This is a genomic window from Chitinophaga sp., from assembly GCF_039596155.1.
In the GTDB taxonomy this organism is placed as follows: domain Bacteria; phylum Bacteroidota; class Bacteroidia; order Chitinophagales; family Chitinophagaceae; genus Chitinophaga.
On the sequence record NZ_JBCNKF010000003.1, the window covers coordinates 1 to 22,740 of the forward strand.

The window sequence follows — 22,740 nt, forward strand, 5'->3', positions numbered from 1 at the left end:
GCGGTGGTTACAATCGCGGCGGCGGCGGTGGTGGATACGATCGCGGCGGTGGCGGCGGTGGTTACAATCGCGGCGGCGGCGGTGGTGGATTCAATCGTGGCGGCGGTGGTGGTGGCGGCTTCAGAGGAGGCCCAAGACCAGGTGGTGGCGGACAAAGACGTCCTTTCACTCCTAAACCAGATAACAAGATCTACTTTATCGCATTACTCCCTACAGCTGAAGTAGGTAAAGAGATCATCAAAATAAAGCAGGATTTCGCTGAAAACTTTGGTCCTGTATATGCGCTGAAAGTATTGCCGCATATCACACTCCAGGTTCCTTTCACCGCTGATCCGGCACTGGAAAAAGCATTCTGCGATGAACTGGCTGAATTTGCTAAAACTCAGGCACCATTCGAAGTGTCCCTGAATGGTTTTGGTACATTCCCGAACAAGCAGAACCGCGTACTGTTCATCAATGTTGAGAAGAGCGAAACAATGAGCGCCCTGCACAGACAGCTGATCAACTTCCTGCGTAAGGAGTTTGGTTTTAGTACTATGCTGGCTCGTACAGGTTTCACTCCTCACGTTACCGTGGCATTCAAAGACCTCGAAGATGCACAGTTCGAAAAGGCATGGCCTGAATACGAAAACAAGGAATATAAGGCTTCATTCAAAGTGAATAACCTGTATTTCCTCCGTCATAATGGTAAATCCTGGGAAGTACTGCAGAAGTGCAAACTGGGTGGTGCCTGATCGGAATGATCTTAACACTAATAAAAAAGAGGAAGGTGATCACCTTCCTCTTTTTTTATTTCTTATATATTTTATAAGTATTTCCTTCTTTCATGCTGACCGATGTAGTTACTTCATTCAGTAGATTTAAAATATCCTGTAATGGTGGAATTGTATCGTATACGATCCTTGGGTGCATTGTATCTATACCATGGTCCATTACAATGATCCTGATGCCATAGTACTGTTCCAATGTCTGAACAATATCATGCACCTGCATATTTTCAAACGCAAACCGATTCTCTTTCCAGGCAATAATATTTGCATCGTTATTCGCATTTTCTTCAGGTTGCTTTCCGGCTGCAAAGGTCACTTTTCTACCTGGTGTCACTACCAGTTTATGTGTGTCATGTGATACTGCAACTTTCCCGGTTACTACTGCTATTTCCACAGGTGTGGCAGCATATGCCCTTACGTCAAAAGAAGTCCCCAATACCTGCGTTTGCGTTTCATTGGCATACACCATAAACGGTCTTCCGGGTTTGGTAGCAACTTCAAAGAAAGCTTCTCCTTCCAGATGAATGGCTCTTTCATGCCCCGCCAGTTGTTTGTCATAACGTAAACGGCTGTTCTGATTCATATATACTTTACTTCCATCAGGCAGGATGATCGTCTTCTTCTCATTGGCTGCTGTAAGTTCGGTTATTTCACTGGGGCCACGCAGTGTAAAGTAGAGCAGGGTAGCAACTGCAATACCTGTTATACTGGCGGCAATTCGCAGGTATAATTTTTTGTTGCTCACTACCTTCATTGCAGGTACTTCACCTGTATACACCCGCTCTCTGAACCGTTGCCAATTGGCTGCTGTGTCAGGAATAAAGGTGGTATCATGTTCACCGGTTATTGTCCACGTGCGCCTGATCTCATTGAAGTAACGACGATGTGTTGCATCTTCGTCCAGCCACGTTTGCAGCAAGGTTTGCTCAGAAGGGGAGAGCGAATTCTCCAGCGAGCGCACGATCAGCGTATCAATATTTTCAAATTGCTCAGACATACTTGTCAACATTGTAAAAGTAAAGGATAAAGCGCCGCTCCTGCTATAAACAGGATAGTTACCTGCAAATAGTCCTGCAGGGAGATACGTAATTTTTTTAGAGCTGTCACCATCTGATTTTCCACTGTTTTTACAGAGATATTCAGCGTAGTAGCAATCTCCTTGTAGGATAGTTCTTCATATCGGCTTAGTATAAAGATCTCTCTACATTTTTCCGGCAGCCGGTCTACGGCCTGCTGAATATGGTGTGTGGTCTGCCGGAGGTTCATGCCCGCGCCAGGATGCTCCACCCGTACTGGTTCATGTTGTTCACCTAGTTCCATGTGTATGCCTCTGCGCTTTTGTTTATCAACATAATCCAATGCCATATTGATCGCAGCTTTGTGCAGGTAAGCCTTAAAGTAGACTTCCCGTAGTTCAGCCCGGCGATTCCAGATCTTAATAAATACATCCTGTGCAAGGTCTTCAGCAGTGGCAGTGTCCTGAACAATGCGGTAGATCGTCTTGCATACTAAAGGAAACCAGTTCCTGAACAGTGTTTCCATAAACAACTGCTCATTCTCCTGTAATAATTTTTGCAATGCAGCATTTTCCGGCATGGTACAAAAGTAATCTTTGTCCTTGTTCCCACTTGTATAGGATGGGGCAGTACTGGAAAATGTCCTGAGTACAGCTTGCATATGTGACAATTAATTTGCTGTGATATTATAGATAACGGTTGTCACAGCCTGTACCCCTATGTGAAGGAAAAATAAAAAGGGGGCAGGCGCCCCCTTAAAAAAAATGGAGCCGGCCATACAGAAGTATGGAACCGGCTTTTTGATTAACCCCTATGAAAACCAACTATTGCTATCTTGAATTATTTTTCTGTCAGTTTAATTTCTCCCAGATCCGTTGCTTTGCCGTCCTGCACTCTCACATTTGCTATTGTCACATCCTGGAACGGACTTTTGGCTGTAACAAGTACTGTATATGTACCTGCCCTGGCTTGTTGAATAGAAAATGTTCCGTCGTTCACAGTTGCCTTCAACGTATCTGTTCCCATAATTGCCCATGCTGTTGTTGCACCATCTGCAGGAGTTATCTTTCCTGAGATACTTCCTTCGTCACTTGTCCTGAAGGCAAACGCACCTGTCACGGCAACAGCAAGGACTAACATTAACTTTTTCATGGTCGTTCAATTGATATGGTTATGTGTACATAAAATCAATTAGTATGCCAACGGGGGAATGTCAAAAATGGTTTAACATTACTTTAAGTCGTCACCAGAGGCTGCTAAAGGCACTCGGGAAATTATGCCGGCAGGTTGGATGCCTTAGTGATTACCTAAAACAAAAAGCTCCCGCCTAAGGCAGGAGCTCTTGTTTTGTTTATTCAGAATAAATTATCTTCTGTTCAACTTAGACAGCAGTCTCAGAATCTCCAGGTACAGCCAAACAAGCACCACCAGCAGACCAAATGCAGCATACCACTCAAAGTATTTAGGCATACCCTGTGCCGCACCCTGTTCAATCATATCAAAGTTCAGGATAAGGTTCAGCGCGGCAATCGCTACTACTACCAGTGAAAAGATAATACCTACCATGCTGCCTTCATGCAGGAAAGGAATATCTACACTGAAAAAGCGTAGTACAAATGCGATCAGATAGAACACTGCAATACCTGCAGTGGCCGTATAAATAATTGCACGGAACTTTTCAGTTGCGCGTAATACCCCTGTCCTATAAAGCACCAGCATTGCAACAGCAGTACCGAAAGTCAGACCAACAGCCTGCAATACGATACCCTCATACAAACCGGCATACATAGCCGAAATTACACCGAGGAACAAACCTTCTGCCAATGCATAAGCCGGTGACAGGAAAGGCGCCCATTCTTTTTTGAAAGAAATGATAATAGCCAGTATAAAGCCTCCGATACCGCCGATAGCCAGGAACGGAATATAATTACCTTCTCTTGCCAGTACACCCCATGAGTAAACAGCAGCACAGATTACCAGGGCTAATAAAAAAGCAGTCTTATTGGCAGTACCCTTCACAGTCATTGAGTTGTCTGTAGATTTCAGGGCAGCTTCCCTAAATGTCTTCTCATTCAGGACGGGATTATTGGGTTGGAATAATGCCATGATGTATTAAATATTATTTGTAGCTAAATTACGATTTTCACTCATAAATATCGTCATCCAAATGCGAATTCGTTGTTAAACTCCTGAACCAGGACATCACCTTCTATCCAAAGAGGGTGTCCAAAAACTGACTGCTTAAGGGGACTATTACTTAAAGTTATGGCTCATAACTATTAGCTATGCCGCAGGAAAGATAAAGTCTACTGACTTTGTGTACTTTTGCTAAAATTCAGCCATTCCGGAAGTATATGATTTAAAACAGTAAATACTACTATCCGAATCGTTAAATTTACAGCCTGAAAAAATATCAGTCGTTAAATAAGATCTTAAATGTCAAATACTTCGGTTCAACAGATAGAGGATGTCGTGATCAAGTTCGCTGGGGATAGTGGTGATGGTATGCAATTGACGGGAACGCAGTTCTCCAATAATACAGCCCTGGTCGGTAATGACCTCAGCACTTTCCCTGACTTCCCGGCCGAAATTCGTGCCCCTCAGGGTACACTGGCCGGTGTGAGCGGATTCCAGCTCCACTTCTCCTCCAACCGTATATTTACCCCTGGTGATGCCTGTGATGTACTGGTGGCGATGAATGCAGCTGCGCTGAAAGCCAACCTGAAATCCCTGAAAAAAGGCGGTATCATCATCGCAAATACTGACGGTTTTGATGCAAAAAACCTGCGCCTGGCTAACTATCCTGATGGCGTAAACCCGCTTGAAGACGGTTCCCTGGTAAACTACCAGCTCCATACCATGGACGTGACCAAGATGACGCGTGAAGCGCTTAAGGAAAGCTCCCTCGGTATGAAAGAAAAGGATAGGGCAAAGAATATGTTCGTGCTCGGCTTCCTTTACTGGTTGTACGACCGTAGCCTGGAAAGCACCGAAAACTTCCTCAACGAAAAATTCGGCAAGAAACCCGAAATCTTAGATAGCAACCTGAAAGCGCTGAAAGCCGGGTACAATCTGGGCGATACTGTAGAAGCCTTTACCACCCGCTACCGCGTGGAAAAAGCAAGAATGGAGCCCGGCACTTACCGGAGCATTACAGGTAATACCGCCTTGTCTTACGGCCTTATCGCAGCCAGTCAGAAGGCCAACCTGCCGATCTTCCTGGGTACTTATCCCATCACACCTGCATCTGATATCCTGCATGAGCTGAGCCGGTACAAAAATTTCGGTATCCGCACCTTCCAGGCGGAAGATGAAATCGCAGGTATCACATCAGCTATTGGTGCGTCTTACGGCGGTCACATGGGGGTTACTACTACCTCCGGTCCGGGTATGGCATTGAAAGGTGAAGCCATCGGCCTGGCAGTGATGCTGGAAATTCCCCTGCTGATTGTCAATATTCAGCGTGGCGGTCCTTCTACTGGTCTTCCTACCAAAACAGAACAGTCTGACCTTTTACAGGCATATTATGGTCGTAACGGTGAGTGTCCGCTGCCAGTGATCTCTGCATCTACACCATCTGATTGTTTCGAGGTTGCTTACGAAGCATTCCGTCTCTCCATCGCTCATATGACACCGGTGATCCTGCTGAGTGATGGTTATATCGCAAATGGTGCCGAACCCTGGCGTTTCCCTAAATCCGACGACCTGAAACCGATCGAGGTGAAGTTCAAGAAAGCACTGGAAGAAGGAGAGGAAAACTACCTCCCTTACCACCGTGATGAGAATCTGGTACGCCCATGGGCAGTTCCAGGTACTCCGGGACTGGAACACCGTATCGGCGGTCTGGAGAAACAGAATATTACCGGAAATGTGAGCTACGACCCTGAAAACCACCAGGTAATGGTGCGCATCCGTCAGGAGAAAGTAGATAAGATCGCAGATCATATTCCCCCTCAGACAATAGAACTGGGGCCTGAAAAAGGAAAAGTACTGGTACTGGGCTGGGGTTCTACCTATGGTGCTATCAAGAGCGCCGTACTGGAACTGCTGGCAGAAGGCCACGAAGTAGCGCATGCACACATCCGCTACCTGCGTCCTTTCCCTAAAAACCTTGGTGAGATCCTGCACAACTATGATAAAGTGCTGATTCCTGAGATCAACAATGGTCAGCTCATCAAGATCATCCGTGAGCAATTCCTGATCGATGCACAGGGTTACAATAAGATCATGGGTGTACCTATCACAAAAGGAGAACTGATTGTGAAGATCAAGGAGCTGCTGCAGGCATGATAATCAACTAACTAATATATAGGTAAAAGATCCTGTCCTCCGGGGCAGGATTTTTTTTGTACATTCATTTATCGCCAAATGTTTTTTATGAAAAGCCTTGTACTGTATTTCCTGCTTTCCTGCATCTCCTTACAACTAGCCGCGCAGACGCATAGCTACGAAATTCGCTATGGCAGCCACGTAATCGGCAATATCACAGCTGTACAGAAAGTAACGGGAACCGGCAGAAAAATTGCCATCCAGAGTAATGTGGATATGAAGCCGCTCGCCAAATTCAATCTCAACATAGACTGTGATTACGATAACAATATCCTGGTTTCCGCCAATGCGAAACGTACCTCCGGGAAAGATGGCGACAATAAATACAGCATTACCAAAAGAGATGGAAAGAGTTATAGCATTAATCACAACGGAGAACGCTCAGTCCTCAACAATACCGACATTATACACACCGTAGCGGAATTATACTTCTTCGAACCGCATCACATCACAAGTATATTCTCGGAGCTACAGGGGGCCTTCCTGCCGCTCAGATCACTGGGAGATGGATTATATGAGCTGACACTACCAGAGGGCAAAAAAAACGTGTATAAATACGAAAAAGGGACATTGGTGCAGGTAGAGATTCCACAGGCATTTGGAAAAGCCCTGGTAGTTAAAATAAGCTGAGGATAGCTTGCGCTACCCTCAGGCTGAAATTGAATCTATAGTCTAATCTAAAACTTACCCGATTACTTTCTCTATGATCTGACCACTGACCTTATCTTTCAGGATCACTTTCTTTGCACCATAATGTGTCATTTCTTCTTTGACAAGATAGTACTGTGCATCATAATCCTGCTGTGATCGATCTTTTCCTACATTTTCACGGCCACGCCAGATTTCCAGTTTTACCGGTTCCCATTGTCTGGAAGCAGCACTGCGATAGGCGGCGTCCAGCACAGCATTTACCACGTAGCCATCGTAGAATGATTCCTGTGGAGCCCTGTTCTGCTCTATTGCCGTGAACATATCGGTGAACATATGGTTGTAGCCAAGGTCATTCAGTTCATCACCTACAGGGAATAACCAGCCGCTGTTGCTCTCCGCTTTTTCAGCTACATAGTCTGCGCCCTTACCGGTGCTGAACATATCAAAACCAGTACGCAGGAAGTTGTTGATCCAGATTGTGCCTTCCGTACCCATCACTTCATCGCGCAGGTCCAGGCCACCTCTGAATGTCCAGCTTACTTCGAACTGACCGATTGCACCATTTTCGTATTTTACCAGTCCAATAGCATGGTCTTCGGCATCAATAGGTTTTACCTGTGTATCGGCCCAGCACATGACCTCTACAGGTTTGATATCTTTACCGATAAATGATCTGGCTATCTCTACACAGTGACAACCCAGGTCCAGGATACAACCGCCTCCTGCCTGTTCCTTATCCCAGAACCATTCACTGTGGGGGCCGGGATGTGTTTCTCTGGACTTAGCCCAGAGTATCCTGCCCAGGGCCCCGTTCTTTACACTATCCAGTGCTTTCAGGAACTTGGGTGTATATACCAGGTCTTCGAGGTAACCATTGAAGATGCCTGCCTTTTCTACGGCTTCCAGCATACGTTTGGCTTCCTCTGCATTACGGCCCAATGGCTTGGTACAGATGACGCCTTTTTTGTGTTTACAACAAAGCAATACCGCAGCCTCGTGAAGGTTATTAGGCAGAGAGATGCATACAACATCCACATCAGGGTGGGCAATAGATGCCTCCATATCAGTAGTCCAGTGAGGTACCTGATAGTCTGCTGCGAACTTTTGTGCACTCTCTTCCCTGCGGGAATAAATACTTACAATCTTATCCCGGCTACGCTGCCCCTGCAGGGAATCTGCATAGAAGCGGCCTATGAAGCCTGAGCCTAACATGGAAATACGTTGCATATTTACAGAGCTGATTTGGTTTGTTTATCCTTGAACAGTGAGAGGAAAAGGAGACATACTGCCAGTGCAATCACTGCAGGAATGATCCATATATGACGCCATGATTCTGCTAATGGCAGATCCTTGTAGTGGTCAGAAATGAGACCTGCTACCCAGAACCCGATCAGCATCCCTACACCATAGGTAGCCAGTGTGATCAGACCCTGTGCCGCACTTTTATATTTTTCACCTGCCTGCTGATCAGTATAGATCTGACCAGATACGAAGAAGAAGTCATAACAGATACCATGCAGGGCGATACCAATGATCAGCATGAACAACAGGCCGTTGGCATCTCCATAGGCGAACAATGCATAGCGGATAGCCCATGCCAGCATACCTGCCATAATGGTCTTTTTGAAACCATATTTCTTGAAGAATACAGGAATCAGCAGGATCAGGAATGTTTCTGAAAGCTGCCCGATGGTCATCATCAAAGTTACATTCGGCATTTTCATTTCTTCGAAGAAGCGGTGTGCATTCTGATAATAAAAAGCCAATGGAATACAAATCAGAATAGAAGAGATAAAGAACACTAAGAAGTTGCCATTCTTAAGCAAGCGGATGGCGTCGAGACCTAAAATTTCACCAATGCTTTCTTTCTGATTTTTGTCTTTTACCGGTGGCGTTTTGGGCAGACTAAAACTATAAACACCTAAAACTAAAGAGGCGATACCTGCCATGGCAAAGGTGTTTTTCAACAAACCTGCAGTAACGCCGTCCGGACTATCCCATGCCATTACAGAAACGAGTACACCAGCTATAATCCAGCCGATTGTACCAAACATACGAATGACAGAGAATTCCTTTTCAGGGTTATTCATCTGGCGGAATGAAACTGAATTGACCAGTGCGAGTGTAGGCATGAAGAGCACCATGTAAGCAAATACGTACGGATAAAAAACGCTTACATCTTCTGCCCGGAACATCTGGAACATCAATACAGCACCTGCAAGGTGCAGTACGCCCAGAATACGCTCCGCATTAAAGAATTTATCGGCGATCATACCGATGATAAAAGGAGCGATAATTGCACCGTATGATTGGGTCGAGAATACATTAGCAGTGGCGACACCAGATGCATGAAGGTTCGCGCTTAAATATGTTCCTAATGTAACAAACCATGACCCCCAGATAAAAAACTCAAGGAACATCATAACGGATAGCCGGATACTGGTACTTGCTTTCATAACGATTTTAAACTTAACGATGACGATATTTTGCCCGTATAAGATAAGTAAAATAAAATCGAAATTCCAACCAGCAAATAAAAAACGAGCTTCCGTTTGTGACAGAAGCTCGTTTTTAATGTCAGACGGCTGGTGAAGGCTGGCAAATACTATGATAGAATTCTTTTGGGCAGCACTGTAATTGCTGACCCTTCAGCCAGCAATGCCGATATTGGTTGCTGACTCAGCGTGGGTACAAACGCCTCTCCATAAAGTGCTGCAGTATCCACGTGATAACTATACCCGATCATACGATGTATTCTCCACTGTGGATGTGTCACCTGGTATTCCCCGGTCTTATCCACACCCATATGGGTATAGCCCCAGTAATGATCTGTAATGAATGCCGCTTCACTGTCAGCCGCAATCGCCTGTGGCGCTTTATCTACTTTTGCAGTCAAATGGTTCCAGTGCCTACCTACCTTCCACTCATAACTCACATCCATTTCTTCCGCTGTTATCTCCCACCTGTGCCGCATAGGATGCGTGGCATACTTTTCCTTATAAATCGTATTCGCGACAAATGTAATGGCGTATTTCGGCACCAGTTCTTTGATAAAAACGACACCTCTTTTCCACTCGTTACCCGCTTTATAGCGCACATAAAATCGCAGGTTCACCTCTTCAAAGTGCCTGTGAAACGGAATAGACAGCCCACGTACCCGGGTATTCTTAAACATAAATCCCACCAGGCTCACATAATGTGTGTCATTCCACGTATCCAGTTCCGTACGATAAGGCAGGTATCTTTGCAGCACAGCAGGATCTGCCTGGAAATTGATCATAAGCAGATTGCGCCATTCAGCAGAAAGAAAAGGATTTTGCATACGTAGTTTATTGCCCTTTAATCAGCGTTTTATAATACTTACAGGCAGGTCTGATGCCACATTCACCGCACCTGGGGCTCCTGGCCACACAGATGTACCGGCCATGCAGGATGAGCCAGTGGTGTGCTATATGTACTTTTTCTTCAGGAATATATTTCAGTAATTGCAGCTCCGTCTGTAAAGGCGTCCTGGCATTCGTTGTAAGGCCTATACGTGCAGACACACGAAACACATGTGTATCAACAGCCATATTAGGCTGATGATGTATAACAGAAGTAATAACATTGGCTGTTTTACGTCCCACCCCTGGCAGTTTCACCAGTTCTGATACGGAATCAGGGATCTCCCCATTGAAGTCTTCCATGAGCATCTGCGCCATCCCGATCAGGTGTTTCGTCTTGTTATTGGGATAGCTGATGCTGCGGATCAATGGAAACAGGTCATCAAACGTTGCATGACTCAGGCTCTCCGCATCCGGGTACTTTTTAAAGATAGCCGGAGTGGTCATATTGACCCGCTTATCTGTGCATTGCGCAGACAGGATCACAGCCACCAGTAATTGATAAGGATTGTCGTAGAGCAGCTCTGTCTCCGCATTGGGAGCATGTTGCTCGAAATAATTGAGTACAAAGGCAAACCGCTCTTTCTTTGTCATACCTGTAAAGGTAGGGCAAAAAAAGTCTCAAAAATAAACGTGCTGAAAGGGCCTTTATTTAATCGGCTGGGTCTTCTTCGCGTATTCTGCAATCGCTCTGATAGTCTCCGGTCTGGGTGAGTAAATAATAGTGTCCAGCGCTTTGCGGGTTTGGTTCAGACAAAGTTGTTCTTCGCGGGAAAGTTCGGGATCTTGATTATCCATTTTGTGCAATTTATTTGCGCTATCAGTAACAGAAAGAAAGGTAGAAAATAGATGTGTAGAATTCCCCATGCAAATAAGTTTTAATACAAATGATTAATTCATAACAGTATAACGGAGATTATGCAAAATGTATTGTCAAAATAAACGAAATATTTCGAAACATAAGGTAAGTAAAGGATGGGCGGTAAAGTAGAAATGCACGATAATGGCGGGTTTGAATAGCTGGGGCTGTTATTCTTCTTCAGTGAAGATAAAAAGGTCCTCGTCGTCTTTCTTCATCAGGTATTTCTCACGGGCAAACTTCTCCAGTTTGTCAGGACTGGACAACAATTCTTCCTGTTCCTTGCGGGTTTTAATAATTTCTTCCATAAAGAAAGACTTCTGGTCTTCCAGTTTATTCACTTCTGATGTGAGTTCATACTGGGAGATGAAGTTTTTGCTATCGATAAATGCCAGCCATATTACAAATGCCGCTGCCGATACGAAATATTTATTTCGCATGTACGCTGGTATTTTTATAGACTTGATCTTAGATAACATATCGGACGGAAAGGTACAGAATTCATGCCATATCAAAAAAAACCGGGTTTTGATGTAAATCAAAACCCGGAATATTGACCACTAATGAAAACTCGGCAATTAAATTAATATTCACTTGTAATATTCACTTGCACGAACTCCAGTTGTGAAATAAATTAAGATTACTTCTTACCAAATTTAATGGATTTTCCCGGAAAATAAGCGGTAGTATCCAATTCTTCTTCGATACGCAGTAACTGGTTGTATTTCGCCATACGGTCGGTACGGGAAGCAGAACCGGTCTTAATCTGACCGCAGTTCAGTGCAACTGCCAGGTCAGCGATGGTTACGTCTTCAGTTTCGCCGGAACGGTGAGACATGATAGAAGTGAAACCAGCTTTGTGCGCCATGTTTACAGCGTCAATAGTTTCAGTAACAGTACCGATCTGGTTTACCTTGATCAGGATGCTGTTAGCAATTGACTCATCGATACCGGTTTTCAGACGTTTTACGTTAGTTACGAACAGATCGTCACCAACCAGCTGTACTTTATCACCTACAGCTTCAGTCAGTTTTTTCCAACCAGCCCAATCATCTTCTGCCATACCGTCTTCGATAGAAACGATTGGATATTTTTTGCACCACTCAGCCCAGAAAGCAACCATTTCATCGCTGCTGATTACTTTGCCGGAGCTCTTGTAGAATTTGTAAGTTTTGTCAGCGTCGTTGAACATTTCGCTGCTTGCAGCATCCAGTGCGATACCGATCTGCTCTCCTGGCTTGTAACCAGCCGCTTCGATCGCCTGCAGTACAGTTTCGATCGCTTCTTCGTTACTCTGGATATCCGGTGCAAAACCACCTTCATCACCTACGTTTGTGCTGTAACCTTTCTTCTTCAGTACAGACTTCAGGTGGTGGAATACTTCGGTACCCCAACGCAGTGCTTCAGAGAAAGAAGGTGCGCCGAAAGGAACGATCATAAACTCCTGGAAATCAATTTTATTGTCAGCGTGAACACCACCGTTGATGATGTTCATCAGAGGAACTGGCAGGGTAACAGCGGCAACACCACCCAGGTAACGGTACAAAGGCAGTTCAGCCTGCTCAGCAGCAGCTTTTGCTACAGCCATAGAAACAGCCAGGGTAGCGTTTGCTCCCAGTTTACCTTTATTTTCAGTACCATCCAGTTCGATCAGGTATTTGTCGATACCGGCCTGGTCAGATACTTCCCATCCTATCAGTTCTTCAGCGATAATGTCGTTTATGTTGGCTACTGCCTGCAAAACGCCTTTACCCATATAAACCGATTTGTCGTTGTCACGCAGCTCTACCGCTTCGTGCTTACCAGTGGAAGCACCTGAAGGTACAGCGGCACGGCCAAAGTTACCGTCTTCTGTTGTTACATCTACCTCTACTGTCGGATTACCACGGCTATCAAGAATTTGCCTGGCATGGATTGCTGAAATGGTACTCATTGTTATAAGTTGTTTTAAATTTTATTCGTCAATTCCCTGAAGATAGTTTCCAGACTTTGAGAATTGCTTTGCAAAGAAAGTATGTTCCGGTTATTTATCAAAGCAAATTGTAGTAGGTTTTTTCGCACAGCCTCCAGATCATTGGTATACAATTGCCAGCTTTGGGCATCCGTCTGCCTGACATGTGTCACACCACCAATTGACAGTAGCTCTGGCTCATCCGGTCCCTGGCCACCAAAGCTCACCTGTATATAACCATTATCGTCCCCACCTTGTTGCAGATTGGCCAGAGAATCATCCGCCACTATTTTCCCCTTGTTAATAATGATGACCCTGTTACACATGGCTTCTACCTCCTGCATGATGTGGGTACTGAGTACAATGGTCTTTTCTTTTCCCAGGTTTCTTACCACATCCCTGATCACATCCAGCTGATTGGGGTCAAACCCGTTCGTAGGCTCGTCAAGGATCAATACCTCCGGATCATGTATCAATGCCTGCGCCAGGCCTACGCGTTGCTTGTATCCTTTGGAAAGTGACTGTATTTTTTTACTCACCTCCGGTGTCAATCCCGTCAGGGCAATTATATCGTCAATTCTGCGCTGGCTGTTACTACCCAGATTATGCACCTGTGCCATAAAACCCAGGAACTCCCGGACATACATATCCAGGTACAAAGGATTGGCTTCAGGCAGATATCCTACCCGCTTGCGCACTTCCAGGGGATGTGTGGCAACATTAAACCCGCATACGGTTGCTTCGCCACTGGTGATAGGTACATAACCAGTGAGCATTTTCATGGTTGTACTTTTACCTGCACCATTGGGGCCCAGAAAACCAACTACCTCTCCCTTACCCAGCGTAAAGGAAATATCGCTGACTGCCTGTTGCTCTCCGTAGACTTTGCTGAGTTGTTTGACTATGATTGACATTAGGTTTTCCGGTTTGGCGGGGCTAAAGTACGGAAATTAATAATTTGTATCCCCCCATTTTAACGTTACATAAACATAGTTATTGACTCCTTTGTATTTAATTCGCTAAAAGCCGCCATCCATCGCCGATGCCATGTGCATCAACGACCGATAGCGGGCACAGATGACTTTTAAAATTCTAAAATGAATCAGTGCTTAACCGTAAAATACCTGCGAATACTTTATATTCACGGGCACATTGTATCATCATCAACCCATGAATTAAAATGGCAATCAATTTAGTTAAGGGACAAACCATTGACCTGCGCAAGAATGACAAAGGAGAAAGCTTCGACCTCTCTACCGTAACAATAGGCCTGGGATGGGACATCCGCAAATCCGGCGGCGGTGGCTTTCTGGGTAAATTATTAGGCGGTAGCAAAGAAGCAGAATATGACCTGGATGCAATCGCATTTCTCCTCGACAAGAACGGTAAAGTAGCAGATCTGGGCAAAACAGTCAGGACAGGCGATGGCCGCAATATCAGCCTCCACCAGGGCGATGTGATCTTCTTCAACAGCCAGCAACACCCCTCCGGCCATATCTGGCTCACCGGCGATAACCGGACCGGCGCAGGCGAAGGAGATGATGAACAGATCATCGTAAAACTGGATAGCCTCGATCAGAAGTACGAAAGGATCCTTTTCCTGGTTACTATCTATCAGGGACGCCAGCGCAACCAGCATTTCGGGATGGTAGAAAATGCCTTCATCCGCGCAGTAGACAAAAATGGAAAGGAAATTGCCCGCTTTAGCCTCTCCGGCGATGCAGCGTATAATAATATGCAGGGTATGATCTTCGCCGAAGTATATCGCAAAGACGGTACCTGGAAATTCAGGGCCCTGGGTGAACCTAAACCCAACGATAGCTTTGTGGAGATCCTGAAAAATTATGTGTATTGATCGCGATTGAAAACATCAGGCACATCTCCCTGGACGTATGGATGACATTGATCCGCTCCAATCCTGCATATAAGCAATTGCGGGCGAAAGGTTTCCGTGACTATTTCCGGCTGGACGAGCATTCCCCGGCTGCCGTGGAAGCTGCCATGCGGGAGATAGATGTGCTGGTCAATAATATGAATGAAGTGACAGGCCGGAACGTGCACACCTTTGAAATTTACCTGTTATGCCTCCATAAACTGGGCAGAGAGGTAAAGGACATCTCTGAGAAACAACTATCAGGTTGTTATGCTGCACTGGAAGAACTATGGTTCCGCTATCCGCCTGTTCCGTTGTACAATAATCTGGGTGCACTTTTTGATAGTATCAGGGCTACCGGCCGTACGATCAGCCTGTTGAGCAATACCGGTTTTATACAGGGAACCGCATTGCGCAAAATGATGCAACAACTGGGATGGGAACATTATTTCTCCTTCCAGTTATATTCAGATGAATCAGGCCATTCCAAACCGGCTCCCCGGTTCTTTGCACAACTACTGGAAAAAGCCCGGTATCTGCACGGAGCTGCATTGTCTCCAACCCAGATCTGGCACCTGGGCGACAATCCGCTGGCAGATGTGCAGGGCGCTGCCAACGCCGGAATGACGGCCTCATTGACAACTTTTGATAAACAGCCGCTGGATCAGCTATTGCAACTGGCGGCTTTTGATCATGCAAAATAAAATGCAACTATGGCAATCAATCTGCAAAAAGGTGAAAGAGCAGACCTGGCATTACCGAAATTCACCATCGGACTGGGCTGGGATGTAAATGAATCACACTCCGGGGCCGAGTTTGACCTGGATGCTTCTGTATTCATGCTGGGAGATAACAGGAAGATTCCTGCCGATGAATATTTTGTATTTTACAATAACCTGGAATCGCCGGATAAAGCCGTGAAACACTCCGGCGATAATCGTACAGGCGCCGGTGATGGCGATGATGAGACCCTGACAGTTGACCTCTCCGTCATCAATCCTGCAATCAAAGAATTGTGTGTGGTAGTAACCATCCACGATGCTGCGGGGCGTAAACAAAACTTCGGACAGGTACGTAACAGTTTCATCAGGATCTACGATGCAAACACCAACCAGGAAATCCTGCGCTATGAACTGGGCGAAGACTTCTCTATAGAAACGGCAGTAGAGTTCGGCCGTATCTACAAGAGAGAGAACAAGTGGCGCTTCGAAGCCGTTGGTGCCGGCCAGCGCGGAGGCCTGCAGGAATATGTAGACCGTTATGCCGGCTAGATAAAAGCCGGATCATATAATTATTCAGAAGGATCGCTGGTGCCACGCAGGTGTCAGCGATTTTTTTGGAACACTTGTACAGCTGGCAGAAACCAGTTAGTTTTACAAACCTAAAAAAGCGAAACTTAAACCGACTTGCAACATGACTGAATTTATCCAGGAGATCATTAATAATCCCATCCCTTCCTTATTAGTTATCGGGAACCTTATCATTATCGAAAGCCTGTTGTCCGTGGATAACGCTGCAGTACTGGCAACCATGGTAATGGACCTCCCCCAGAAAGACCGTGACAGAGCATTAAAATATGGTATCATCGGTGCTTATGTATTCCGTGGTATCTGCCTGGCATTTGCCGCATACCTCATTCAGTTCTGGTGGCTGAAGCCATTAGGTGGTTTGTACCTGGTATACCTGACAATTAACTATTTTAAAGAAAAGGCTGCTAAGAAGAAACAGGCTGAAAGCAATGAAGAGCCGGAAGCTGTAGATAAAACACAAAACTGGTTTTACAAACATACGATCGGCTGGATGGGCCCATTCTGGGCAACTGTAGCTGTGGTGGAAGTAATGGACCTGGCCTTTTCCCTCGATAACGTGTTTGCCGCTGTTGCATTCAGCAAAAACATCATACTGGTATGGACCGGTGTTTTCATCGGTATCCTGGCTATGCGATTTGTAGCACAGGGTTTCGTAAGACTGATGGAGAAATATCCTTTCCTGGAAACGGCTGCCTTCCTCGTAATTGGTGTACTGGGTATCAAATTGCTGCTGGCAGTATATGAGCACTTCTTTGAAGGTAATGCTTTTGCCACCTTCCTGGGTAGCCATGAAGCTGACTGGGCAACCTCTGTTATTACCGTAAGCATCTTTGCATTACCAATTCTGTCAAGTATTATATTTAAATATCCTAAGCCTCATAAAATAGGAGAAACTAAATAAGCGATATACAGCTTGCATGAACTGAAAAAGGCGCATCACCCGATGCGCCTTTTTCTATTTAAACTGCATGTGAAAGTTTGCTTCATAACTGCTGCCAATCGGTATTTCCTGCGTACCAATCAGTATAGTTTTATTCCTGACCTGGTCAATCTTTGACAATGGTACGATATACGATCGGTGTACCCTTACAAAAGCAGGTGCCGGCAGTTTTTCCAACATCACTTTCATTGTCATACGAATCACAAGCGGTGGTTGACGATGCAAATGAATTTTCAGATAATCATCCAGTCCTTCTATAAACAATATATCCTTCAGCTCAATTCTTGTTAATCCATAATCCACGCGTAATACCAGTTGCTGCTGATCATTCTTTTGCAGGCTTTGCTGGTATTGCAGCTGTGCCTGTGCCTTTTGTACCGCCTGTTGAAAGCGCTCAAAAGTGAAGGGCTTCAGCAGGTAATCTACCGCATTCAGGTTAAAACCTTCCACTGCATACTCACTATGTGCTGTCGTGAATATTACCATCGGCTGCCGGGTAATAGATTTGTACAGGTCAGTCCCCGGAATAGCCGGCATATTGATATCTAGGAATAATAGATCTACAGGTGATTGGGAAATGTATTGCAAGGCTTCTTCCGGTTTGTTAAACGTCTTTTGCAGGCGGACAATATCGATCCGCTCGCAGAAGTTCGAGATCAGTGTAAGTGCCGGTAATTCATCATCTATGGCTATAGCTTGTATGATCATAAGAGTTGCAATGAGAGTGATACGGAAAAGTGACCGGTGGTATCAGCAATATCCAGCGTATGCCTGCCGGGATACAACAGCTCCAGTCGTTTCCTTGTATTCTCTATCCCCAATCCGCTGCTGGCAGCAGGGATATCACTGAAGGTAACTTTTTTGTTGAATACATGGAATTGTAAGGATTGTTCTTCTATGCTGATATCGATCTTAATCGCTGCATCTTCCGATGCATTCACACCATATTTAAAAGCATTTTCTACAAATGAAATGAGGATCAAAGGTGCAATCAACTGGCCGGAAGGCGAGCCATTCAACACAAATGTCAGGGGTAGGGAAGCGCCAAACCTGATTCGCTGCAATTCAATGTAGTCCTGTATGTAATCAATCTCCCTGGAAAGGGGCACCAGGTGATGACCGGCATCATTCAGCACATATCGCATCATGCCGGATAGTTTAATAACGGCGGTTGGTGTTTCATCCGATTTTACAACAGCCAGCGAGTAAATGCTATTGAGTACATTGAAAAGAAAATGTGGATTGATCTGTGCCTTCAGGTAAGACAGTTCAGCATTCAGTTTCTCCTGTTCCGCCTGTTTCCAGCGATCCCGGATCTTCAGGATGAGAGAGAAAAAGAAGACCGCCAGAAATAGAAAGATCTGGTGTCCCATGTCTATCAGTAAAGAAAGTTTCTGTGGTGCAGGACGGTCGTCGAAATGACCGAAGCCGGGCGGGAGCACCCGCATTCCCGGTGGCTGTGGATGAAATACATTATCGCCTGCTATCAGTGCATTGGGGAGCAATACAATCAACCCGAAACAAAGAATGGCAAGTGCAAAGAAGCTTACATACTTTCTGCGAAAGTAGAAGGTAGGGATGAGCCAGAAATAGTTGAAATAAAAGAACAATAACAACAGCACATATAGAATGAAGTCCCTCATGGCCGGGGGGAACCGGAGCAGATCATAAAGATTGCTGGCATCCGGCGAAAAGACAATCGGCAGCGCCAGGAAGGTAACGCAGCCGGCTATGTGGATCAATAGTTGCCTGATTTTATCGCCGTTGAAAGCAGGAGTCATGTATTACAAATATAAGGTAATCGTGCTCGTTTCATGCTTATCCTTATTTTTGTAACATGATCAAACGAATCCTTGGACTTTGTATCCTCTTGCCGCAGCTGTTGCATGCGCAATTACCAGAGAAAAACTATCCTCGTGGGTACTTCCGCAATCCACTGGATATACCTATCCAACTGGCAGGTAATTTTGGCGAACTCCGCCCTAATCACTTCCATGCAGGTCTTGACATCAAAACCCAGCAAAGGGAAAACCTGCTGGTACATGCCGCCGCAGAAGGGTACGTAAGCCGTATCGGTGTATCGCACACTGGTTACGGCAATGTGGTATACATTACCCACCCGAATGGGTATACCACCGTATATGGTCACCTGAATCGTTTCTTCCCTGCACTGGAAGAATACGTGAAGCAACAGCAGTATTCCGCAGAAAGCTGGGTGCAGGATCTGAAGATCCCTGCCGGTAAGTTCCCCGTAAAGAAAGGCGATCTCATTGCATGGAGCGGTAATACCGGTGGTTCTGCCGGCCCACACGTGCACTTTGAAGTGAGGAATACCCAGACAGAACATGGCCTGAATCCATTATTATTCGGTTTTGACATAGCAGATGCTACCGCACCTGTCGTATCCCGCATTGCAATTTACGATATGGAAAGGAGCATCTACGACCAGTCTCCTGTTATACTGCCTGTTAAGAAAGTTGGCAGTGAATATGTGACTACCCAGCCAATTGTAAAAGTAAAAGCAGCCAGCGTAGGTTTAGGCCTGACGGCGGTGGATAAAATGAGTCCTACTGCCCCCAACACCTATGGTATCTATCAGGTGGTACTGTTCGACGAGGATGTGCCTAATACCAGCTTCACTATCGACAATATTGGTTTTGATGAGTCACTGTACATCAATGCCCATGTGGACTACAAGACCAAAAAGAGTGGTGGTCCATGGATCCAGCTGTTATTTACCCTACCGGGCAATAAGCTGAGCATCTACAAAGATCTGCAGGGAGATGGCGTACTGGATGTTTCCGATGGTAAACCACACCCTGTAAAACTACAGGTAAAGGATGCCTATGGCAATACCAGCGTTGTAAAGGTTACCCTGCAGCAGAGTGGTGAGCCGGATAAGGAATCTTCCTGTGCCAATACGATGTATGCTGAGTCAAGAAATATCTTTGAAAATAACCAGGTAGAGTTTTACCTGGATGAAACCGCGCTCTACGACAAGATCTGTTTCAATTACGCAGAGCTGGATGGTAAGAATGGATTCCCGGCCTACCGGCTGCATACTCCTCTCGTACCGGTGCATACTCCCTTTAGTCTCCGCCTGAAACCGGAAAAACCTTTGCCGGCCAACCTGGCTAATAAAGTCGTGATGGTAAGAGAGGGACTGGGCGAGACCATTACAGGTACGACCATCGACAATGGCTGGTACGTTGGTAAGTTCAGGGAGTTTGGTACCTTCCGCCTGGCAGTAGATACAATCGCGCCTAAGATCACCCTCCTGGGGGGATTAAAAAACGGTGCAAACCTGTCTAAGGCTTCAAAATTGTCCTTTGCCATGAGCGATGCAAACGGCATCAAAAGTTACCGTGCAGAACTGGACGGCAAGTGGCTCATGTTCTCCCGGCGTAGCAATGTGCTGACATATGATTTCGATAATCATTGCTCTGCGGGCAACCATACACTCACATTAACTGTTACAGATTTAGCCGGTAATGCATCGGTGTACACATTTAAATTTACAAGATGACAAACTTGAAAGAAGGAGATAAAGCTCCCATATTTAAAGGGGTAGATCAGTCGGGGAACAAAGTGTCCCTGTCTGATCTGAAAGGGAAGAAAGTAATACTGTATTTCTATCCCAAGGACATGACACCGGGTTGTACAGCACAGGCTTGTAACCTGCGTGATAATTATACTGATCTGCTGAAGAAGGGATATGCGGTAGTAGGAGTGAGTACAGACGGCGAAAAGAGCCACCAGAAGTTTGCCGAGAAGTATGACCTGCCGTTTCCTCTATTGGCGGATGAGGATAGAAAGATTGTAGAACAGTATGGTGTGTGGGGCGAGAAAAAATTCATGGGTAAAGTATATGATGGCACTCATCGCACAACTTTCCTGATCAATGAAAATGGGGTGATTGACAAGATCATTTCTAAACCGGATACCAAGAATCACACGGAAGAGATCCTGGAGATCTGGAAATAAGATAAGGATTCAGATGCCTGCTTCTTTGCAGGTACCACCCAAATAAAAGAGGCGCGGTTGTATAACCGCGCCTCTTTTATTTTATCTGTAAGTCAGAACTATCTCTTCTGACGTTGCTTCTTAAACAGGTTACCTGTCTTAAACTTATTACCTTCAGGGCTACCTACACGGTCCATTGCACAACGGAAACCAACAGTGTTAGTCGCCATATCTTCCTGCATGTAACGACGTGTACCCGGAGACAGCCAATAAGCGCGGTCATTCCAGCTACCACCCTTCACTACGTGAGACTTGTCATTGATCAGGGAAGTAACACCATAACCATACTCAACCTGTGACAAGGTATCACCATCCAGGTAGTTGATCACATCACCTTTCTGGTAGTTCAGACGGTTAGCACTTTCCTCATCGGTTACATCACGCATTTTCAGGTGACCCAGGCTATCCTTTTCAGGCTCATTTTCGCCATTCATATAAGTAGTCTGGAACTTGTTACCACGGAAGTAGTTGAAGTCATCACCGTCGATTGGGTTCAGCGGACGATACACGTCAAGTACCCACTCGCTCACGTTACCAGACATATTATAGATACCAAAAGTGTTCGGGAAGTAAGCAGTGATCGGACCAGGGATAGACGCACGGTCATTCAGACCACCGGCCATACCCATGTTATCACCAGAACCACGCTTGAAGTTAGCCAGGAACTGACCTTGCCATGCACCACGGCGGATATCTCTCAAACCGCTGTTGTTAGTACCCCAGGAATAAACCTGTTTGTTCATGATCAACTCCTCACCACGTTTACCTTCTTTCTTGGAAGGACCAGGGTTCTGGCCGATGTAACCGAGTGCTGCATATTCCCACTCAGCTTCTGTTGGGAGACGGTAGTTCGGTAACATTACACCATCCTCGAACTGTGCAGTACGTGGAGAACCATCCGCGTTCCTGAATTGTTCCTTGGTGGATTTTGACATCTTGCCGGGAATACCTTCGTACAGACCAGCTGTGTAAGCCTTGGTATCGAAAGTATTATCATCAGCCTGATTGTTCATATCTGTTTTAGACAGCAGTCCTTTTTCAATCAGCAACTTCTCATTCACACGGTTAGAACGCCATTTACAATAGTCAACAGCTTGTTTCCAGTTCACACCTACTACCGGATAATCGTTGTAGGCAGGGTGACGGAAGTAGTATTCTACCAGTGGCTCGTTGTAAGCCAGCTCGCTACGCCATACCAGGGTATCTGGCAATGCCTGACGAACTACCTGAGGGAAAGACTCATTGTACATGCGACGCAACCAATACAGGTACTCGCGATAGTGTATGTTGGCTACCTCTGATTCATCAATATAAAAAGATGATACAGTGATACGACGTGGAATGTTATTCCAGTCAGCCATTACGTCCTGTTCGGTCGCACCCATGGCAAAGGTACCACCCTGTACGAATACAAGACCAGGGCCAGTTTGCTGATCTTTATTTTTTGCCACACTGAAACCACCCATTTTCGGGTCGTTATAGTTCCAGCCGGTAGCGGTGGATTTCTCCTTCTTTTTACTGAAGGCCCCGCCGCCATTCTTATTACAGGCAGTCATTGACAGCATGACGCTGGCGCCTAAGAGGAATGAGACAGAGGTTAATCTATGCATGCGATTCAACTTTATTATTTGATAT

The 22,740-nt window shown here is 45.6% G+C and carries 24 protein-coding genes; 9 read left to right on the top strand and 15 right to left on the bottom strand.

The features are described 5' to 3' along the window. Positions 1-734, top strand: a 734-nt coding sequence (gene thpR, locus ABDW33_RS03670) for an RNA 2',3'-cyclic phosphodiesterase (RefSeq protein WP_343688715.1), incomplete at its 5' end; no start/stop codon positions are given. A gap of 55 nt (positions 735-789) precedes the next feature. Here thpR and ABDW33_RS03675 read toward each other — a convergent pair. The 4 genes from ABDW33_RS03675 to ABDW33_RS03690 form a co-directional block, all read right to left on the bottom strand. Then, the gene (locus ABDW33_RS03675) at positions 790-1,767 is read right to left on the bottom strand and encodes a FecR domain-containing protein (RefSeq protein WP_343688716.1); all 978 of its coding nucleotides are present in this window, start codon (positions 1,765-1,767) and stop codon (positions 790-792) included. A gap of 5 nt (positions 1,768-1,772) precedes the next feature. Further along, positions 1,773-2,447 (bottom strand): RNA polymerase sigma-70 factor, encoded by a 675-nt coding sequence (locus ABDW33_RS03680; protein WP_343688717.1) that lies wholly within the window; start codon positions 2,445-2,447, stop codon positions 1,773-1,775. A gap of 179 nt (positions 2,448-2,626) precedes the next feature. Continuing rightward, positions 2,627-2,938 (bottom strand): carboxypeptidase regulatory-like domain-containing protein, encoded by a 312-nt coding sequence (locus tag ABDW33_RS03685; RefSeq protein WP_343688718.1) that lies wholly within the window; start codon positions 2,936-2,938, stop codon positions 2,627-2,629. A 213-nt stretch (positions 2,939-3,151) separates the two neighbouring features. Further along, a complete protein-coding gene (locus tag ABDW33_RS03690) occupies positions 3,152-3,892 on the bottom strand; it encodes a Bax inhibitor-1/YccA family protein (RefSeq protein WP_343688719.1) in 741 nt (246 codons plus the stop codon). A gap of 330 nt (positions 3,893-4,222) precedes the next feature. Between ABDW33_RS03690 and ABDW33_RS03695 the strand changes: the two genes are divergently transcribed. Together ABDW33_RS03695 and ABDW33_RS03700 are read left to right on the top strand one after the other, a co-directional pair. Then, positions 4,223-6,076, top strand: a complete 1,854-nt coding sequence (locus ABDW33_RS03695; protein ID WP_343688720.1) for a 2-oxoacid:acceptor oxidoreductase subunit alpha — start codon at positions 4,223-4,225, stop codon at positions 6,074-6,076. A gap of 87 nt (positions 6,077-6,163) precedes the next feature. Next, a complete protein-coding gene (locus ABDW33_RS03700) occupies positions 6,164-6,745 on the top strand; it encodes a DUF6134 family protein (RefSeq protein ID WP_343688721.1) in 582 nt (193 codons plus the stop codon). Positions 6,746-6,799: 54 nt separating this feature from the next. Here ABDW33_RS03700 and ABDW33_RS03705 read toward each other — a convergent pair whose 3' ends face one another. The 8 genes from ABDW33_RS03705 to ABDW33_RS03740 form a co-directional block, all read right to left on the bottom strand. Beyond that, positions 6,800-7,993: a Gfo/Idh/MocA family oxidoreductase gene (locus ABDW33_RS03705; protein WP_343688722.1), complete on the bottom strand. Its 1,194-nt coding sequence runs from the start codon at positions 7,991-7,993 to the stop codon at positions 6,800-6,802. A gap of 2 nt (positions 7,994-7,995) precedes the next feature. Beyond that, positions 7,996-9,222, bottom strand: coding sequence for a nucleoside permease (locus tag ABDW33_RS03710; RefSeq protein ID WP_343688723.1), 1,227 nt, complete (start codon positions 9,220-9,222; stop codon positions 7,996-7,998). Between the two features lie 149 nt (positions 9,223-9,371). Next, complete coding sequence (locus tag ABDW33_RS03715) at positions 9,372-10,088, bottom strand: DUF2071 domain-containing protein (protein ID WP_343688724.1); 717 nt, start codon at positions 10,086-10,088, stop codon at positions 9,372-9,374. A gap of 7 nt (positions 10,089-10,095) precedes the next feature. Continuing rightward, complete coding sequence (gene nth / locus ABDW33_RS03720; RefSeq protein ID WP_343688725.1) at positions 10,096-10,743, bottom strand: endonuclease III; 648 nt, start codon at positions 10,741-10,743, stop codon at positions 10,096-10,098. A 54-nt stretch (positions 10,744-10,797) separates the two neighbouring features. Continuing rightward, a complete protein-coding gene (locus ABDW33_RS03725; RefSeq protein WP_343688726.1) occupies positions 10,798-10,947 on the bottom strand; it encodes a hypothetical protein in 150 nt (49 codons plus the stop codon). A 231-nt stretch (positions 10,948-11,178) separates the two neighbouring features. After that, a complete protein-coding gene (locus ABDW33_RS03730) occupies positions 11,179-11,448 on the bottom strand; it encodes a septum formation initiator family protein (protein ID WP_343688727.1) in 270 nt (89 codons plus the stop codon). Between the two features lie 200 nt (positions 11,449-11,648). Next, on the bottom strand, positions 11,649-12,941 hold the full coding sequence (gene eno / locus ABDW33_RS03735) for a phosphopyruvate hydratase (protein WP_116853480.1): 1,293 nt from the start codon (positions 12,939-12,941) through the stop codon (positions 11,649-11,651). Between the two features lie 14 nt (positions 12,942-12,955). After that, complete coding sequence (locus ABDW33_RS03740) at positions 12,956-13,873, bottom strand: ATP-binding cassette domain-containing protein (protein ID WP_343688728.1); 918 nt, start codon at positions 13,871-13,873, stop codon at positions 12,956-12,958. A gap of 266 nt (positions 13,874-14,139) precedes the next feature. Between ABDW33_RS03740 and ABDW33_RS03745 the strand changes: the two genes are divergently transcribed. From ABDW33_RS03745 to ABDW33_RS03760, 4 genes are all read left to right on the top strand, one after another. Further along, on the top strand, positions 14,140-14,814 hold the full coding sequence (locus ABDW33_RS03745) for a TerD family protein (protein WP_343688729.1): 675 nt from the start codon (positions 14,140-14,142) through the stop codon (positions 14,812-14,814). After that, a complete protein-coding gene (locus tag ABDW33_RS03750) occupies positions 14,811-15,536 on the top strand; it encodes an HAD family hydrolase (protein WP_343688730.1) in 726 nt (241 codons plus the stop codon). Before ABDW33_RS03745 ends, ABDW33_RS03750 begins: the two co-directional genes overlap by 4 nt. A gap of 9 nt (positions 15,537-15,545) precedes the next feature. Further along, positions 15,546-16,103 (top strand): TerD family protein, encoded by a 558-nt coding sequence (locus ABDW33_RS03755; protein ID WP_343688731.1) that lies wholly within the window; start codon positions 15,546-15,548, stop codon positions 16,101-16,103. A gap of 142 nt (positions 16,104-16,245) precedes the next feature. Beyond that, positions 16,246-17,043 (top strand): TerC family protein, encoded by a 798-nt coding sequence (locus ABDW33_RS03760; protein ID WP_343688732.1) that lies wholly within the window; start codon positions 16,246-16,248, stop codon positions 17,041-17,043. Between the two features lie 54 nt (positions 17,044-17,097). On the opposite strand, the gene ABDW33_RS03765 is transcribed toward ABDW33_RS03760, so the two are convergent. Together ABDW33_RS03765 and ABDW33_RS03770 are read right to left on the bottom strand one after the other, a co-directional pair. Next, positions 17,098-17,790 carry a LytTR family DNA-binding domain-containing protein gene (locus ABDW33_RS03765; protein ID WP_343688733.1) on the bottom strand — a complete coding sequence of 231 codons (693 nt, stop codon included), beginning with the start codon at positions 17,788-17,790 and terminating at the stop codon, positions 17,098-17,100. Next, entirely contained in the window at positions 17,787-18,863 is a 1,077-nt protein-coding gene (locus tag ABDW33_RS03770; RefSeq protein ID WP_343688734.1) for a sensor histidine kinase, read from the bottom strand. Before ABDW33_RS03770 ends, ABDW33_RS03765 begins: the two co-directional genes overlap by 4 nt. 56 nt (positions 18,864-18,919) lie before the next feature. Here ABDW33_RS03770 and ABDW33_RS03775 point away from each other — a divergent pair, with 56 nt between their 5' ends. Continuing rightward, positions 18,920-20,608 (top strand): peptidoglycan DD-metalloendopeptidase family protein, encoded by a 1,689-nt coding sequence (locus tag ABDW33_RS03775; protein WP_343688735.1) that lies wholly within the window; start codon positions 18,920-18,922, stop codon positions 20,606-20,608. Then, the gene (gene bcp / locus ABDW33_RS03780; RefSeq protein ID WP_343688736.1) at positions 20,605-21,066 is read left to right on the top strand and encodes a thioredoxin-dependent thiol peroxidase; all 462 of its coding nucleotides are present in this window, start codon (positions 20,605-20,607) and stop codon (positions 21,064-21,066) included. The genes ABDW33_RS03775 and bcp overlap by 4 nt, the downstream gene beginning before the upstream one ends. Positions 21,067-21,164: 98 nt before the next feature. Here bcp and ABDW33_RS03785 read toward each other — a convergent pair whose 3' ends face one another. Continuing rightward, the gene (locus ABDW33_RS03785; RefSeq protein ID WP_343688737.1) at positions 21,165-22,715 is read right to left on the bottom strand and encodes an SUMF1/EgtB/PvdO family nonheme iron enzyme; all 1,551 of its coding nucleotides are present in this window, start codon (positions 22,713-22,715) and stop codon (positions 21,165-21,167) included. Positions 22,716-22,740 lie beyond the last annotated feature (25 nt).